This window comes from Streptomyces sp. NPDC059443 (assembly GCF_042750105.1).
In the GTDB taxonomy this organism is placed as follows: Bacteria; Actinomycetota; Actinomycetes; order Streptomycetales; family Streptomycetaceae; genus Streptomyces.
In genome coordinates, this window is record NZ_JBHYVM010000012.1 from 68007 (window position 1) to 85100 (window position 17094).

A 17094-nucleotide genomic window follows, 5' to 3' on the forward strand; every position below is an offset into this window, starting at 1 on the left:
CCGATGCCGTCCCTCGAACCCGACAGCAATCCCGACGACCGACCGCGAGATCCGACGATGGAGGCAGAGGCAGTGGTGAAGGACTGGTGGCTGTACCACGGGACCGGCGAGGCCGCCGAGCGCCGGACCAGGCTGGAGGCCGGACCGCCACCGCCCTGGCGCGATTTCACCGGCACACCGGACCGGGGGTACACGCCCCCCGGCCGCGGGGGTCCGGCCTGGGAGCGCACCTGGCGGCGGGGCGCGGGCTACGTACCGGAGGAGCAGGAGAAGGACGTGGTCAACACGGCCCTGCACCTGCGCAGGCCGCTCCTCATCACAGGAAAGCCCGGCGTGGGCAAGTCCACGCTCGCCTACAGCATCGCCGCCGATCTGGACCTGGGTCCCGTCCTCCACTGGCCGATCACCAGCCGGACCGTCCTGCGCGACGGGCTGTACCTGTACGACGCCATCGGCCGCCTGCAAGAGGCGGGCCTGGAGCAGCTGCGCACGCCGGGCGCCGCCGCCGCGGGGAACGGCTCTCCGGAGAACGGCGCTCCGGGGAACCCTGCTGAATCCCAGGACCCGGGCGGCCCGGTTCCGGCCGCCGCCGGGTCGTCCATCGCCCGCTACCTGCGCCTCGGGCCCCTCGGCACGGCCCTCCTGCCCCAGGACCGGCCGCGCGTCCTGCTCGTCGACGAAATCGACAAGAGTGACATCGACCTCCCCGGCGACCTGCTCACCATCTTCGAGGACGGCGGTTTCGTCATCCCCGAACTCGCCCGGCTCGCGAAGGAGGACCCCACCGTCGCCATCGGCACCGACGACGACACCGACACCGGCACCGCCGTCCGGATCACCCAAGGCCGCGTCCAATGCCGGTACTTCCCCATCGTCGTCCTCACCAGTAACGGTGAACGCGATTTCCCGCCCGCCTTCCTGCGCCGCTGTGTCCGCCTCCACCTAGAGCCGCCCGGGATCGAGAAGCTCGCCCGCATCGTGCGCGGCCGGCTCGGCGTGGACATCGAGCAGCACGACGAGTACCGCGAGCTCGTCCTGAGCTTCCTCGACCGGGCCGACGACGGCGACCTCGCCACCGACCAGCTCCTCAACGCCATCCAACTCCGCCTGGCCGGTGCCTGGTCCGACCCCCGCGACCGCGACCGCTTCCTCGGTACCGTCATGCACCACCTCACCGGGCCCTCCGCGTGATCGAGAAGCTCCTCGCCGCCTTCACCGAAGGCGCCGGGGGCGGGGGCCCGCGCCCCGGAGTGGGAGCGGAGGAGATCGCCGACATCCTGTGGCTGGCGGCCCGGGTGGACGCGGCGCCGGCCCGGCCGCCGGCCGCCGGGCCATCGGCGGCAACCGAGCCGCCCATCGGGACCGAACCAACCGACTCCGCACCGGAGTTACCGGTCACCGACCGCACGGCCAGGGGGTCCGTGGTCCGGCTCTTCCCCGCGTCCGCGCCCAGCCCTTCCGATCGTGCCGATCCCGTCCACCCGGACGACAAGGCCGCGGCCGATGCCCCCGCACCGCCCCGCCGCCGCGGTACGCCGTCGCGGCTGCCGCGCGCCGCCTCCCTCGACGACCCGCTCGCCCTGATGCGTTCCCTGCGCCCCGTCGGCCGCCGCAACATCGGCGGTCCGGGCGAAGAGCTGGACGAGCAGCTCACCGTGGAACGAAGCATCGAGCGCATGGTCCTCACCCCGGTCATGCGCCCCGCCGAGATCCGCTGGCTGGACGTGGCCCTGGTCGTCGACGCGCACCATTCGATGTTGCTCTGGTCCGACCTGGTCGAGGAGGTGCGCGGGGTCCTCACCCGCAGCGGCGTCTTCCGCGACGTACGGACCTGGCAGCTCGCGGGAACCGGACCCGGTGGCACCCCCATGGTCACGCTCGGCGGCGGCCGCGCCGCCGCGCCCCGCAACCCCATGGAACTGGCCGACCCGGCGGGGCGCCGGCTGATCGTCGTCCTCTCCGACACGGTGGCCGGCGGCTGGCGTGAAGCCCCCCTGCGCGGCGTGCTCCGGCAGTGGTCCGCGCACAACGCCGTGGCCGTACTGAACGTCCTGCCCGAACGGCTCTGGACGCGCGGGGCCGTCCGCCCGGTCCCCTTCGCCGTCCGCGCGGACCGGCCGGCGGCCGCCACCCGCTCCTGGCAGAGGGTGCGCATGGTCCGCCGGGCCCGCGGGGGCGGAGCGGTGGTCCCGGTGGTCGGCCTCGCCTCGGACAGTCTGGCCCGGCTGCTGCGCGTGGTGTCGGGCGACGGCCGCTGGCGCCGGCTGGCCTGCCTGCTCCTGGACGCGGAGCCGGCGCGCGAGGCGGCGTACGAGTCCCCCGAACCGCAAGGCCAGGTCCAGGACCCGCTGGACGTGGTCGAACGCTTCCGCGCGAACGCCTCCCCGACCGCCCAGCGCCTCGCCGCGCACCTGGCCGCCGTGCCGCTCACCCTGCCCGTGATGACCCTCGTACGGCGCTCCCTGCTGCGGGACTCCGAGCACGGCCATCTCGCGGAGGTGGCCCTGGGCGGGCTGTTCGCACCTTGGGACGGCCAACAGGACGCGGACCAGGTTGAGTTCGAGTTTCTGCCGGGGGTACGGGAAGCCCTGCTCGGATCGCAGCTGCGCGGGGAGGTGGCCGACGTACGGGAACTGGTCCGGCGCCGGGTCGGGGAGTACATGGCCAAACAGGGCGACGGCACCCCGGCACGCTCCTTCACGGCGATCCGCCTCACCGACGGGGTTCGAGGCCGGCTCGAAGTGCCGGACGAAGCACTGTCGTTCGCCACCGCGGCCGGCCCCGATCCCGGACTGGCCGACCGCGTGGTGCGCGTGCGGTTCGAGCCGATGAGCGAACCGCAGGCGGTGGGGGTACTGCTGTCGCCCCGGCTGATCCTGACGGTGGCGGAATCGCACGTGCGCGGGAACGCCGTCGCCTGGGTGCGCACGGAGGCACTGGAGTTCCTCTGCGACAGCGTCTGGGGGGACGAAGCATCGCCCCAGGTGCTCCTGTTGCTCTCCGAGACGGATCTCGTGGACCCGGCGGACTGGACGGCGCCGGCCTGGATGGACGGGTCCGCCTCCCCGGGGAACCGCCTCGTCGTGAACGGTTCCACCGACGAGGGTCAACCGGTCGCGCTGGCCGGCGAGGTCCTGCCGTACGAGGGCGAACGCAACGGGGAGCTCGTCCGGCTCTCCGACGAACCAGGCGCCTGGAACCAGTACTTGGGTGGCCCGGTCTCCCTTGGCGGGCAGCTGGCGGGCATCGTGCACACCGTCCTGCCGGACCGGATGGTGTTCCTGTCCGGGCAGGCCCTGCTCGAACAGCCGGGATTCCGCGAGGTGGTGACGGCCTACGCGAGGATGCTGGAAGAGGACTCCGAAATCTGCCTGGCGGTACGGGCCGAGGTGGCGACGCGGCAGGTCGGGCTGCCGCTGCACTCCGAGCTCGCCGAGTTGGTCCTGCGGGCGCAGGCGGAGAGCGGAGTGACCGGGACGATCGGCGTCCTGGAAGGCGGCCCGGACAGCCGTGCCGTACAACTCGTCACGGTGACGGGGCCCGGCGCGCTGGGGAAGACGGGACGGCTGCTGGCCGAGTTGCCGGGGGCGCTGTCGCGGCTGCGCGAGAGCTTCGGCGAATGGGGCGTCTCCCTGGCGGTGGTCCTCACCAGAGGGGGGCGCACGGTCGACGGACACGCGGCGTCCCGGCGGGCGGTGGCCGAAGCGCTGCGTCTGGTCTACCACCGGACGGTCACGGAGCGGCTGAGGCGGACGGGCGCGATCTGGTCCATCATCCTGGTGCAGGGCGAGTCCCTGCGCGCCGTCAGCGGGATGGAACACCTCAGGGGCGAGCGGCTGGATCCGGACGCGGACGCGGACCTGGACCCGGAGGTCAGCGGGCGGGGCTGGATCTGCTCCGACGGACCCGCCGGGCTGGCGCGGGCGCTGGCCGACGCCGAGCTGAGGATCGACGATCCGGCCGTCGACTGGCCGCGGTGCGGGTACCAGGGCCGCGCGGCGGACCTGGCGGGTTGCGTCGGCATACGGCTGCCGGGCCGCCGGTGGTGCCTGGCCCACGCTTCGGCGTCCGAACAGTCCGCATATCTGGAGGGGTTGCGATACGGATCCCTGGTGGACCTACGGGGCACCACTTTCGCCGACGGCCTGCTCGAACGCGTGCTGCGCAACCTGCGGGACCCGCTGACGGGGCACGTCCGGATGGGCGCCGCGGCCTTCGACCGCGCGCACTTCGTCGACGACTGGAACACGGCCGGCGCCGAGTTCGAGGGCCGCGCCTCCTTCGACCGGGCCGTCTTCGACGGGCGGGCGAGCTTCGAAACCTCCCGTTTCAGGGGGCCGGTCTCCTTCGGGCGGACCCTCTTCCGGCGCGGCGGCGCCTTCGACGGGAGCACGTTCGACCGCGAAGCACGGTTCGGCAGGGCGGACTTCGGCGGCAGTGCGGGGTTCACGGACACGCTGTTCACCCGCGGACTCGACATTGCCTGGGCCGACTTGTGGGGGGAGGCGCTCATGAGCCGGATGAGGGTCCGGGGAGAGAGCGACTTCGCCCACACGTTGTTCCACGAGCGGGCCGCCTGGGAGCGGACCGCCTTCTTGGGACCCGCTTCCTTCGAGTTCACCCTCTGGGGAGACGAGATGCTGTTCGACGGGGTCCGCTTCGAGGGCCGCACCTCCTTCCACCGGGCCACCTTCGCCGCGTCGGCGCTGTTCACGAGCACGGTCTTCGCCGCCGGGGTCACCTTCGAGCGGACCGATTTCGCGGAGGTCGCGGAGTTCAGGGACGTGTCCTTCGCCGACCGGTCCGAACTCCCGCCCAGCTGGCTGAGTCTGTTGCCGGAGCGGGGCACCGCCACGTTCAGTACCCCGCCCGGGAACACGTCCTCCGGGTAGGCGGCCCTACGCGCGGGCGCTGCGGCGCAGCAGGAAGAACAGACTCGGTCCGAAGTTGAGGGCGGCCAACGGGCTCTGGATGCGCTGCTCGACGGCCAGCAGCCGCTCCTCGCCCACGCTCTGCTTGAGCCGGCCGCTGCGCATGTTCGACACGGACAGCTTCTCCTCGACGCGCAGTCCGGCGTCCGCGAACTGCCCCACCACGGTGTCCGGATGGTGGTTGACGAAGGGAATGCTGCCCTCGGCCACCTTCTCGGCGGAGCGGATGTCCACGGGCTGGCGCGGTACCGTGCGCAGCCGCTTGGCATAGCGCAACTTGTTCAGCATGTGCGCGGAGTTGGCCACTTCGATCAGGGCGAGGCTGCCGGGCTTCAGTACGCGGGCTATCTCGCGCAGGGTCGGGCCGGGGTCGGGCAAGTGGTGCATGACCCGGATCATGGAGACGAGATCGGCCTCTCCGTCTTCCAGCGGGATCTTCCCGGGGCGCATGAGGTGGGCCGTGACGCCGGGTTGGTCGACGAGGAGCCGCTGTGCGATGCCGACGTGCTTCGCGCTGGGGTCGAACATCATGACCCGGTCGGCGTACTCCTTGAGGACCGGGCTCAACCTCCCGAATCCGCCGCCCACTTCGCAGACCAGTCCGTACCGGACGCCGCCCTGTCCGATCAGCCGCTTGACCGCGGCTATCTCCGCCGCGTGTTCGTAGTCGCGCCCCTGCCAGTAGCCGACGTAGTCCTCCGATTCGTCGTCGTACTGGTCGCCCCGGGCTTCGCCGTCGTTCATGAGATCCCCCAAGTGTGCTCCGGGGCGCATCATCTCGGCGTCGCCCAGGGGAGGCAACGGTTCCGAAGCCTGGTGTCTGCACGGATTCCCGGGTGCGGGGCTGGTCAGCCCGGCACCCGGGGTCGCAGGACTCGGGCGGTCGGGCTCAGGCGGTGGGCGGTATCCGTCGCCCGGGTCGGCCCGCGCCCCGGGTCAGGCGGTAGCCCCCGATACCGGCGAGCGCGGCGAGCAGTCCGCCGGCCGCCGTCCAGAGCCAGCGGTCGGACCACCAGCCGCCGGACCAGCCGCCGTCGGGCTCTATGCCGGAGGCCGTACCGGAGTCGGGGGTGAGCGGCTTGGCCAGGGCGTTGTCGGCCGCGTAGGCGCCGCCGACGTCCTTCGCCTCGGCCCGCAGGCGTGCCCGTACCGGCTGGCCGAGGTCCTCCGGTGCGAGGTCGGTGACCGTGAGCCGGACGTAATAGGCCCCCGGCAGCGCGTCGTTGGCCCACTGGTCGGCGCCCGAGTGGACCGGGCGCAGGGTGCAGGAGAGCTCGACGGTGGCGGCGTCCTTGGCGGCCGTGCCGGTCTGCGTGCCGTACATGCAGGGCTGGCGGCGGCGCAGACCGTCGTAGACGTCGAGCTGCCACGTGGAGGAAGCGTGCCGGCCGGCCGCGGCGGGCAGCGTGACCGAAGCCCGGACGGTGGGGCGTTGTCCGGCGTCCAGGGGGAGGACCCAGTAGAGGTAGTCGCCGGTGGAGGCTTCGGCCGTGGCGTCCTGGCCCAGCCGGACCGGTGTGGCGGTACGGAAGGCCGTGCCGGCCTCGGTCGGCGCCTTCGGGTCCCCGCTCGGGCTCGCCGAGGGCGAAGGCGAGGCCGCCACGCCGAGCAGCCCGCCCCCGACCAGCAGTCCGACGGTCGCCGCGCGTCGAACGGTTCGAGTGATGCGCGTGTTCCGGGCGTACCGGGTGGTGTCACTCATCAGTTGGTCCTCCAGACCGCGATGCGCCAGCGGGAGACCCAGCCCCACACCAGACCGGCCAGGAAGCCGGTGAGCACGAGCACGCCGAGCAGCCACCAGCCGCGCCCGAGGCCGAACGCGGCCACGTCGCTCGCCTCGTCAGGGCCGTCCACCACGTCGATGGTCAGCTCCACGGGCATGCCCGGGGTGGTCTTGACCGAGGCCGGGGCCGAGAAGGAGTTGCTGACCTGCAGACACACGGTCTCCGTCTGCTGCTGTTCGGCTTCGTCCCCGCTCGCCCGCTTGGGATAGCGCAGCCCGGAGGAGATCAGGTCGGTCCGCCCGTCACCCGCCTCCTGGCCGCGTACGATCTCCCGCCCGCTCCGCGTGGTCGCGCGCAGCAGGACCCCGTAGTCGTTGTTGACCGCGCGGTCGGCCCCGATGCTCACCGAAGCCCGCAGCTCCTGGCCGGGCTTGACGCCCACCCGGTACCAGCGGTGCTCCCCGAAGCTCTCGCGGTCGCTGTAGAGGCCCGGCTTCAGCTCCGGTGCGCCCTGGCACTCCTTGGCGCCCTCGGTGGCCACCGGATTGACCACCGGGGTGGCCGCCCGGTCAACCAACTGCCGTACTCTGCCCGACAGTTCGGCGGTGTGCTGCACCGAGGTGTACGTACCGCCGGTGGCCTCGGCGATACAGATCAGCTGGTTACGGGTCTTCGCGTCGGGCACGAGCCCGAGGGTGTCGATGACCAGGTGGATCCCCTTGGCGGCGATGTCCCGCGCCACCTCGCACGGGTCGAGCGGTGCGCAGGTGTCCTCGCCGTCGGTGATGAGCACGATCCGCCGGGTGGCGTCGCCGCCCTTGAGGTCATCGGCGGCCCCGAGCAGGGCCGGCCCGATCGGGGTCCAGCCGGTGGGAGCGAGCGTGGCCACGGCCGTCTTGGCCTCGGTCCGGTTCAACGGCCCGACCGGATAGAGCTGCTTGGTGTCCTTGCAGCCGAGGTTCTTGTCGTCGCCGGGGTAGGTGGCGCCAAGGGTCCTTATCCCGAGCCGCACTTCATCGGGCACGGCGTCCAGTACCTCGTTGAACGCCTGCTTCGCGGCGGACATCCGGGACTGCCCGTCTATGTCCTGTGCCCGCATCGAGCCGCTGACGTCCAGCACCAACTCGACCTTGGGCGGTTCTTTCGCCACCGGCTCGCCGGCGACGGCACTTGCCGGGAACAACCCGGCGGCCAGGGTGACCAGCAGGCCGCACGCGCCGGCCGCCACCCATTTTCTAGTGATCATCGCCGGATCGTATTGAGATTCCCCCCACCCGCCAAACCGCGGCCCCCTTGTCGACGGCCGCCCCCACGGTCTCCACGAGGAGGTCGCGGAGGCGGCCGACCGACGGTTACTAGGCCGACTGCTCCGGTACGGATGCCGTGATCACCGCGAAGACGCCGCCCTGCGGGTCCGAGAGGACGGCCATCCGGCCGGCCGCCATGTCGAAGGCCGGGGCCATGACGTTGGCACCGGCCCGGACCGCCGCCGCCTGGACGCTGTCGACGTCGTCGGCGCTGAAGTACGGCAGCCAGTGCGGCGGAACCCCGTCCGGGAGGTTCGAGAGGTCCATCATCCCGGCGACCGCGCGACCGCCGACCTTGAACTCCGTGTAACTCCCGGCGCCCGGCATCTCCGACGGGGCCGGGCTGATCGGCAGCACGGCCGAGTAGAACGCGGCGGCGGCGTCGGTGTCACCGGTCTGCAGCTCGTTCCAGATCAGCGCCCCGTGCTCGTTGACGATGCCCGCCCCGTCGAAGGTACCGGGCTGCCAGAGGCCGACGACGGCGCCGGTCGGGTCGGTGATGACGGCCATCCGCCCGATCTCCATGACGTCCATCGGGCCCATCATGATGCTGCCGCCGGCGTCGGTGACCGACTTGAGGGTGGCGTCGATCCCGTCCGTGGCCAGGTACGTGGTCCACACGGTCGGCGGCATCGGGTCGGGCACCGTCCCGTCGGGGTTCATCGCCTTCATGATCCCGGCGACCGGCTTGCCCTTGAGCGTGCAGACCGAGTACCCGCCGGTCTCCGCCGGACCGATCTCGCCCTGCCAGCCGAACAGGTCGCAGTAGAAGTCGAGCGCGGCCTGCTGGTCGGGGACCATCAGATCGATCCAGCAGGGGGTACCGGGCTTGTAGGGGCCGTTCATGTCGGGCACGGGTGCCTCCGGATTGGTGGGGAAGGACGGGTCATCCCCTACCCGGCCCGTACGCCGCGAATCGGGCCACACGGGTGAAAGCGGAGACGTCGGCCGGCGCCCCGGCCGCCTTAGGAGACGGCCGAGGGGCAGGGGCGTTTGTAGCCGGGGCGGCCCCAGGCCGCGGGGTTGTCCAGGCCCGGCGGCTGCTCGGGCAGCAGGCCGCACGCCATCCAGGTCGTCACGGTCTTGTCCATGTGCGACTCCAGCACGTAGACCGCCTTGTTCGGCGGGTACTTGTGGCGGCTGTCCAGCGACAGGAGGCCCGAGGCTCCGGGAAAGTCCTTGACGCCCGGGTTCGAGAGCCGCGCGTACACGTCCGTCGGCTGGAACGGCGCGCTGCTGTTCTGCGGCGTCTTGTACTGCGCGTACACCTGGTTGATCACCTCGGACGCCACCCGGAGCGCGTCGTAGGCCCCGGCCGCGTTCGCCTCCGGCATCGCGCTGTCCTTGAACACGTCCCGGAAGCGGGAGGTGAATTCGGAGTACGGACTGCCCGGGCTCGCCGTGCCGTTGGAGTTGTTGGGCATCACGTAGAACGGCCTCAGCATGGAGTGGCTCTTGAGCATGTCCGCGGGGTCCTCGATGTACTTCGCGTCCATGGTCTCGGAGAGGACCGCGACCTGCTTCCCGTCCGCCTTCCGGCAGTCCGCGCTGCCCTGGAGTGCGTCGAAGAGTTCCGGCATCTCGCCGGAGCGGCCCGCGTACAGGATGAATCCCCCCGAGTCCCGGACCTCGTCGCAGATGTTCCGCGCCACGTCCGAGACGATCTGTCCGTTGCGCTTCTCGTGGTAGGGGACGGTGACCACCTTGCCCCCCTTGTAGTGCTCGGAGAACTTGGCCTGGAGGTCGGAGCTGAAGAACTCGTCGTCGGGGTCGTAGACCACCACGGCCGTCCGGCCGCCGTCCTTGACCGTCGTCAGGTCGCCGATCTGCTCGGAGTACCCGGCGAACTCGGCCATCACCTCGGCGATGCGGTCGTTCGCGGGGGACACCTGGAAGTAGTAGGCGGGGGACCGCGCGTCCACCATCCTGCTGCCCGACACGGAACTGCCGATCACCGGAATGCTCGCCTCGGAGAGCTCCTCCACCGCGGCGAACGAGGCCGGGCGGCTCTGGTTGATGCCCACCACGGCAGCGATCTTGTCCCGGTCCTTGCGGTCCACGATCTCCTTCGCGACGTCGGGCCCCTGGGCGTTCTGGGATCCGTACGCGAAGTACTTTCCCGGGTTGGCGATCAGCAGACGTATCTGGACGACATGGCCCACCCGGCCGTTGACCTGGTTCTGGGCCGCGAGCGCGCCGCGCAGGCTCTGGACGCTGACCGGGGTGCTGTCGCCGGGCTCGCCCGTGAGCGGGGCGAAGAACACCACCGTCCGGTACGGGCGCCCGCTCTTGAGCGCATCGTCGTTCTGCTGCGCCGCGAGCGCCTCCAGAGCGAGCAGGTCGTCGTCCCGGCCCTTGACGCCCAGAGGACATTCCCGCCCGTCGGTGACACCGACGACCTCTCCCGTGCTCACCTTGTGGCACGACGGCGCCGGTCCGGTGTTGCCGGCGCCGAAGAAGTACACGCCGCCGGCGACGAGGGAGAGCGCCAGGACCGGGGTCGCCACGGCCCGCACGTAGTCCGCCTTGCCACTCGTCCGTACGGTGACACTCGGATTGGTCAGCAGCCAGTGGTCGGCCGGCCCGTCGTCGTCGCTCGCGGACAGCGGGACGACGTACACGGCCGATGAGGAGCCACGGGTGTACAGGCTCTGCACCCGTTCGGCGAGAGCGGTCACCCTGCGGGGGTCGGCGGCCAGGGTCTGCGCGTACGAGGGCGGCTCGCCCGTCAGGCCTCCGAGGACCATCAGGGGTGCGGGCGGCTCGGTCCGGGCGATGTCCGCGTACGTGTCGAGCAGCTGGCGCACGGGCGTGCCCTCCCCGCCGACCTCGGGGAGGAGCAGGACGAAGGGCCAGCGCCGGCGAGCCCGGTAGATCCAGAACCGGGACGGCGCGGCCGCTTTGGACAGGTCGTTCAGCAGGGCCATGAGCAGCATGCGCTGGACCAGGGCATGGTTGTCCCGGGCGGTGCCGAACGGGGTGATGGTCAGCGCCATGCGGAGGAAGTTTGCGCCCTTGGGACGCCCTGAGCCGACCCAGCGCAGGGTGCGGCGTCTGCTGAGCCACAGGCCGTAGACGCGGCGGGGCAGCCCGACGACCAGGAGCTGGAAGAGGGTGAGCCAGATGTCGACCAGGAAGTTGCCCCCGGTGGCACCGGCCAGTCGCGCCAGTGTGCCCAGGAGCGGGCGCCGGAGCAGGAGCTGTGCGTAGAGCTCGTCGCGCAGCCGGCGTCGATTGGCTGCCTCGGTCCCGGCACCGACGGATATGTCGAGGGCGGCGCGGCAGGTGTGGAACCGTGGCAGCCGGAGTTCACCGGCACCGGGGGGCATCGAGGTCTCCAGCTGCTTGACGATGGCGTCCAGCAGGGCGACGTGCCGATCGGTCGCGCCGCCGGGTGTCCCGCCGGGCTCGGTGTCCCGCGGGGACGGGGTGTCGTCCTCGATCAGAGCGTGCGGGAGGAGGTCGACCACAGGGCCGGGGTCCAGCTCGCACAGTCGCTTCTTGTAGCCCAGCACGACCGTGCGCCCGGTGGATGCCCGGGTGGCCCCGGGCGGGGCGGGATCCCGTTTCAGCAGCATCACGGGTAACCGACGGCTCGCGCGCCGATCCCGCGCGAACGTGTCGAACTGCTCGATGAGGTATTCGATCCCCTGGGGAAGCGGCCGTTGCACGCTGCTCCTCTGCGCATCAGGGAGGCAGGGGGCGAAGCCTGCGTCCTCCGGATACACCGCCGCACGGCAGGGCTCGGCCAGGTGACACCACGCCCCGGCGGTCGCTACCGACCACCTGCCCCCCGACGGCAGTGAGTTACGCCACGTTAGCGGGACAGGCCGCCGCGCCACCGGGAAACGCACGGGTTGCCCGGGGTACGGGAGGGGCGGGGCCGCGGCTACTCCGCCGTGGTGAGTCCGGCGCGTTCGGCGAGGGCGCCACCCTGGAAGCGGCTCTCGGCCCCGAGTTCCTCCAGCAGGTCGGCGATGTGGCGGCGGCAGGTGCGCAGGGACATGCCCATCCGCCGGGCGATCACCTCGTCCTTGGCGCCCTCGGCCAGCAGCCCGACCAGTGCCCGGCGCAGGCTCGGGCCGACCTCCTTGTACGCGGCCTCGCTCGTGCGGTGGAACGGGGTCGCGCCGGACCACTGCTGGTCGAAGACCCGGCACAGGTACGCCACCACGTCCGGGTCCCGGACCAGTACGGCCCCTTCGCCCGGGCCGCCGTCGGCCCGCCGGGGCAGGAAGGCCACCGAGCGGTCGAACACCACGGCCCGGTCCGGCAGTTCGGCGGCGGTGCGGTACTCGGCGCCGGCCTCCGTGAGGGTCTCCACGTACCCCTGGGTGGAGAGGCTGGCGCGTGCCGAGTGCTGGTAGAGGGTGCGCATCCGCACCCCGCGGCGCAGCATCGCGAGGTCCCTTTCGATGGCGTCCCCGAGGCGGTGCGGGGCCCGGCCGCCGCCGGGCTGGATGCTGAACACCTCCTCCCGGCAGCGGGCCGACTCCTCGGTGAGCATCGCCGAGGCGGCCGCTAGGTCCGCCAGCACGTCCACGCCCTGGCGGTGGTCGCGTGCGCGCCGGGCGGCGCGGTACTGCGGCATCAGGGAGCGCAGGTCCTCGCGCACGGACTGGGCGTGCGCGACGGCCTGTGAGAGCCGGGCCTCCACCGGGCCGACCGCCTCCGCCGCGGCGGCGTCCGGGCTGACCGGGATCAACTCATCGGGACTGCCGGGCGCCTGACGCAGCAGCCGGAGCCGCAGCAGAGTGCGGCACGCCCCCTCCGCCTCCTCCGGGGTCAGGCCGAGAGCCTCGGACACGTCGGGCAGCCACCGCTTGAGGCTGCCCTGCGACAGCGCGTAATCGAAGACGGCGACGGCCCGGTCGTCCAGTCGCGGCAGCTCGATGGAATTGGTCTGTTCTATCAAGATTTCCCCCGCTATGCGGCCCTGCTACTTCCGTGCCATGCAGGCTATTGCCAGCCCGCCGGGGTGGACCAAGTGGGTACGCCGGTATGAAATTTGAGCATCCGGCCGGGTCACACCCCCATCAGGCCGATATGCCGACATACGGCGCGAGCGGCCCCGACACGGGCCCTCGCCGCCCGAACCGCGATCTCCCCACCCAGGAGCTGTGCCATGTCCCGAACCCTCACCTGCCTGTTCCTCCTCACGGTCCTGCTGGTCGGCGGCTCGATCGCCGCCGGGGCGGAGGCTGGGCCGGGGGCGGCCGATGGGCACCGGGGCGCACCGGGTGGGGCGACGGCGGTCCTCGCCGCGGGCATTCTCGACACGAGCTGGGGCGACGACTACATCCGGCCCTCTCTTTAGGGCCCGTTGCCCGTTGCCCCCTCCCGTCCGCCCCATCGGTTGCGAAGTGCGAGGTCGTAGAGCGTGTCACCACTGCCCGAGGCTCCGTCCCGGTCCCTCACCGGCCCGCCACGCACGCGCGCGGAGGGCCCCGCGGATCTGGCGCTGCTGCCCGATCTGGTACGCGCCGCCCTCGCGCGGGACGGGGCCGGCCCGGCCGGTGCCACGGTGAACTGGGCCGTGGAGGCTGGCGAGTTCTGGTGTCACGTCCGTCCGGGGGGCGCCGTACCCCGTACCCAGGGGTGGAAGCTCCACGTCTCGGCCACCCCGCTCTCGGCCCCGCTCGCGCTGGCCCGGGCCGCACAGGTGCTGATCGCCCACCGGGCGCCGTTCAAATTCGCGGCGAGCCCGGCGCGGGTCGCCGCCCTGGTCTCGGGGCGCTTCGCCCGGGGCGGGGGCGGCAAGTTCATCACGGTCTACCCGGCCGACGACGCGCAATTCCGGCTGCTCGCCGAGGAGTTGCACCTCGCCACGGTGGGGCTGCCGGGCCCCGCGGTGCTCTCCGACCGGCGCTACCTGCCGGACAGTCAGGTCTACTACCGCTACGGGGTGTTCGCGGCCACCCCCGAGCTCACGGCCGACGGCGCCTTCGCCGCCCGCCTGACCGACCCCGAGGGCCGGCCGGTACCCGACGAGCGCAACGCCTGGTACAGCCCGCCGTCCTGGGCGGGCGACCCGTTCCCGGGCCGCCCGGTCGCTCCGGCCCGCAGCACGGCCACCGCGAAGCCCGTGCTGCTGCACGGGCGTTACCTCGTGCGCGGGGCGATCCAGCACTCCAACAAGGGGGGCGTCTTCCGGGCGGAGGACACCGTCACCGGCGACCGGGTGGTCGTCAAACAAGCCCGTCCTCATGTGGGCGCGGGCCTCGAAGGGCTGGACGTACGGGACCTGCTGCGCCGGGAGGCGGCCCTGCTGGAGCGCTTCGGCAAGGAGTTCCCCGACCGGGTTCCCCGGCTCGTCGAGGTGTTCGAGCAGCAGGGCAGCGCCTTCCTGGTCGCCGAGTCGGTGCCGGGGGCGACCCTGCGGCGGACGGTGGCCGAGCGGCTGATCCGGGAGGGCACCGCCTGTCCTGACGGGCGGACCGCCGAATCCCAGGTCCGGCAGCTGCTCGAACTGGTCGGAGCCGCCCACGAACTCGGCGTCACCCTGCACGACTTCAACCCCAACAACGTCATGGTCACCCCCGACGGGCAACTCCTGCTGATCGACCTGGAGATGGCCGCCGCCGAGGGCGAACGGTGGGTGCTCGGCGCCACCCCCGGCTACACCGCCCCCGAACTGCGCGCCGCCGACCCGGTGGCACCCGCGTTCGGGCCCGGCGTGGACCTCTACGCCCTGGGCGCCACCGTCCTGCACCTGCTGACCGGCGCCGATCCGCTCTTCGCGGCGGACCGGCCCGCGGCCGCGGCCCGCCCGGACGAGGAGCGGCTGGCCGGGCTCCTGGAGCTGCTGGCCCGCGACCAGCCACTCGTACGACGGTTCGGGCCGCTGGTCCGGGGTCTGATGCGGGACGCGCCCGCGGACCGCTGGACCCTGGAGCGGGCCAGGGCGGCCCTCACCGGCGCTACGGGGCCTGCGGGGCCTGCGGGGCCTACGGTGTCTGCGGGGTCCACGGACCCTGCGGAGGTGTGCGCACGCCTGCTGCACGACGGCATCGCCCACCTGCTGGCCACCATGCGCCCGGCGGATCCCGACCGGCTCTGGGCCTCCGACTCCTTCGGCGAGACCTGCGACCCGGTGGCCCTCCAGCACGGCTCGGCGGGCGGAGTGAGCGTGCTCGCCCGGGCCCTGCGTCACGCGGACGACCTCGCGGCCGGCTCCGGCTCCGGGGCCGGCTCCGGGTCCGGAACCTTCCGCGACTCCCCGTACGGACCGCCCGTCACCCGGGAGGCCCTGCGCACGGGGCTGCGTACGGCCGCGCTCTGGACGGCGGACCGGCAGGAGGCGCTGCCCGGCAACCTGCCCGGACTCCACTTCGGCCGTTCGGGCACGGCCTGGGCCCTGCTCGACGCCGGCCGGGCGCTGGAGGACGCGGCGCTCACCGAACGCGCCGTCGCACTCGCCCTGGCGCTGCCCCTGGAGTGGCCCAACCCCGACGTCTGTCACGGCGCGGCCGGCGCCGGCCTGACCCAGCTCCACTTCTGGCGCACCACGGGGGACCCGCGCTTCCTCGACCGTGCCGCGCAGGTAGCCGAAGGGCTGCTGTCAGCGGCCCGGCGCACGCCCGAGGGCATCTTCTGGCCGGTGCCCGAGGACTTCGACTCCGGTCTCGCGGGCGCCTGGCACTACGGGTTCGCGCACGGGGTGGCCGGCGTCGGTACCTTCCTGCTCCTCGCCTGGGAGGCGACGGGCGACGAGCGGCTGCGCGCCGCGGCCGTGGCGGCGGGCGCCACCCTCGCCGGGGCCGCCCGCCGAGGACCGGCGGGCACGTTGTGGCCGGTGGACAGGGCCCGGCACCTGTCGGACTCCCCGGACCTGGCCAGGCACTGGTGCAGCGGCTCCTCCGGCGTGGGCACCTTCCTGGTCCGCCTCCAGACGGCCGCCGGCACCCGCGACGAGGGCCTGGCCGACCTGGTGGAGGGCGCGGCCGCCGCCGTCCGGGCGGGCAGGGTCACCGATACGGCCGCCACCTGCCATGGGCTCGCGGGCAACGCCGAGTTCCTGCTCGACGCCGCGGAACTGACGGGCGACGCGCGCCACCGCGCCGGAGCCGTGCTGCTGGTCGAGCACATGGCGGCCCAGGCGGTGCTGCGCGACGGCCGGCTGCTGGTGCCCGACGAGAACCGCAGGACGGTGCTGGCCGAGTACGCCACCGGTCTGGCCGGGAGCCTCTCGTTGCTGCTGCGCCTGCGCTACGGCGGCCCGCGCGCCTGGCTGCCCGAGGGCGAACCCGCCCACCCCTGAGTGTCCGGTGGCCGTCGGCCACCGGCTGCCGGGCCCATCGGGGTCCGGCGTCCCATCCGCAGTTCCATCCGCACAGAAGGAGACCGCCATGGCGGAGTTCGACATCGATGCCCTCCAGGTCCTGCCCGAGGACGTCCGTACCGAGGACGCCCGCGGCGAGGAGCACGCCGCCGCGCTGATCACGGCCTGCCGCTGGCACACCAGCGGCTGCTGATCGCCCGCTGATCGCTTGCTGAACCGGCGGCGATCCCTTGCGCCGCCCCTGGGAGGGGACCGGAGCCTTGGCCCCGGTCCCCTCCTACACGCGTCTACGCCGAAAGAGACGACCTAGGGCTTCGCGGAGGCCGGCATGCCGATGAAGGCGGCGGTCGCGGCGAGCGCGGCTACGGCCCCGCACGCCAGCCATACCGCGTCGCCCATCAGGGTCCACGCGGCGACGCCCGCCGCGGGTCCCACGGCGGAGCCCACCCCGAACATGGCCTGCGAGGCGCCGAGGTACCGGCTCCGGTTCCCGGGCGCCGCGGCCAGCGCGGGGTAGGCGGTCATGGTCGGGGAGCCGATGATCTCGCCGACCGACCACACCACCGTGGCGGCCACCAGACCGGCGACGCCCCAGGGCAGCGCGTACGCGGCGAGGCCGCCGCCGACGGCGAGGACTCCGGTGATGGTGGCGATCCTGGCCGGCCACCGCTGCACCTTCCGGGTCACCACCAGCTCGCACAGGATGACGATCAGGCCGTTGACGGCGACGAGGACTCCGTAGACGAAGATGTCGAGTCCGGGGGGCCCCCCCGCGGCCGGGCGGCGGCAGCGGATGAGGGGGTTGTATCGCGCGGATGCGCGGAGTGGGGGCACGAACAACAACAAATATC

11 protein-coding genes and 1 pseudogene are annotated in these 17094 nt (G+C 72.7%); 5 read left to right on the plus strand and 7 right to left on the minus strand.

Going from position 1 to position 17094, the window contains the following annotated elements; all coding sequences use genetic code 11:
- Positions 1 to 57: 57 nt before the first annotated feature.
- A complete protein-coding gene (locus ACFXDJ_RS14300) occupies positions 58 to 1191 on the plus strand; it encodes a MoxR family ATPase (RefSeq protein WP_384653665.1) in 1134 nt (377 codons plus the stop codon).
- Positions 1188 to 4892 carry an SAV_2336 N-terminal domain-related protein gene (locus ACFXDJ_RS14305; RefSeq protein WP_384653667.1) on the plus strand — a complete coding sequence of 1235 codons (3705 nt, stop codon included), beginning with the start codon at positions 1188 to 1190 and terminating at the stop codon, positions 4890 to 4892. The genes ACFXDJ_RS14300 and ACFXDJ_RS14305 overlap by 4 nt, the downstream gene beginning before the upstream one ends.
- 6 nt (positions 4893 to 4898) lie before the next feature.
- On the opposite strand, the gene ACFXDJ_RS14310 is transcribed toward ACFXDJ_RS14305, so the two are convergent.
- The 6 genes from ACFXDJ_RS14310 to ACFXDJ_RS14335 form a co-directional block, all read right to left on the minus strand.
- The gene (locus tag ACFXDJ_RS14310) at positions 4899 to 5675 is read right to left on the minus strand and encodes a class I SAM-dependent methyltransferase (protein ID WP_384653669.1); all 777 of its coding nucleotides are present in this window, start codon (positions 5673 to 5675) and stop codon (positions 4899 to 4901) included.
- Positions 5676 to 5820: 145 nt separating this feature from the next.
- Positions 5821 to 6633 (minus strand): hypothetical protein, encoded by an 813-nt coding sequence (locus tag ACFXDJ_RS14315; RefSeq protein ID WP_384653671.1) that lies wholly within the window; start codon positions 6631 to 6633, stop codon positions 5821 to 5823.
- Entirely contained in the window at positions 6633 to 7901 is a 1269-nt protein-coding gene (locus tag ACFXDJ_RS14320; protein WP_384653673.1) for a VWA domain-containing protein, read from the minus strand. Before ACFXDJ_RS14320 ends, ACFXDJ_RS14315 begins: the two co-directional genes overlap by 1 nt.
- Before the next feature lie 109 nt (positions 7902 to 8010).
- A complete protein-coding gene (locus tag ACFXDJ_RS14325) occupies positions 8011 to 8808 on the minus strand; it encodes a VOC family protein (protein ID WP_384849142.1) in 798 nt (265 codons plus the stop codon).
- A gap of 119 nt (positions 8809 to 8927) precedes the next feature.
- Complete coding sequence (locus tag ACFXDJ_RS14330; RefSeq protein ID WP_384653675.1) at positions 8928 to 11633, minus strand: ABC transporter substrate-binding protein; 2706 nt, start codon at positions 11631 to 11633, stop codon at positions 8928 to 8930.
- Positions 11634 to 11851: 218 nt separating this feature from the next.
- Complete coding sequence (locus ACFXDJ_RS14335; protein WP_384653677.1) at positions 11852 to 12877, minus strand: hypothetical protein; 1026 nt, start codon at positions 12875 to 12877, stop codon at positions 11852 to 11854.
- Positions 12878 to 13087: 210 nt separating this feature from the next.
- Here ACFXDJ_RS14335 and ACFXDJ_RS14340 point away from each other — a divergent pair, with 210 nt between their 5' ends.
- The 3 genes from ACFXDJ_RS14340 (at position 13088) to ACFXDJ_RS14350 (ending at position 16436) form a co-directional block, all read left to right on the plus strand.
- Positions 13088 to 13279, plus strand: coding sequence for a hypothetical protein (locus tag ACFXDJ_RS14340; protein WP_384653679.1), 192 nt, complete (start codon positions 13088 to 13090; stop codon positions 13277 to 13279).
- 63 nt (positions 13280 to 13342) lie between these two features.
- Positions 13343 to 16222 carry a class IV lanthionine synthetase LanL gene (gene lanL / locus ACFXDJ_RS14345; protein ID WP_384653681.1) on the plus strand — a complete coding sequence of 960 codons (2880 nt, stop codon included), beginning with the start codon at positions 13343 to 13345 and terminating at the stop codon, positions 16220 to 16222.
- An 88-nt stretch (positions 16223 to 16310) separates the two neighbouring features.
- Positions 16311 to 16436, plus strand: coding sequence for an ALQxL family class IV lanthipeptide (locus tag ACFXDJ_RS14350; RefSeq protein ID WP_189745961.1), 126 nt, complete (start codon positions 16311 to 16313; stop codon positions 16434 to 16436).
- A gap of 113 nt (positions 16437 to 16549) precedes the next feature.
- On the opposite strand, the pseudogene ACFXDJ_RS14355 reads toward ACFXDJ_RS14350, so the two are convergent.
- Positions 16550 to 17094: pseudogene (locus ACFXDJ_RS14355) on the minus strand (MFS transporter); the annotation flags it as partial.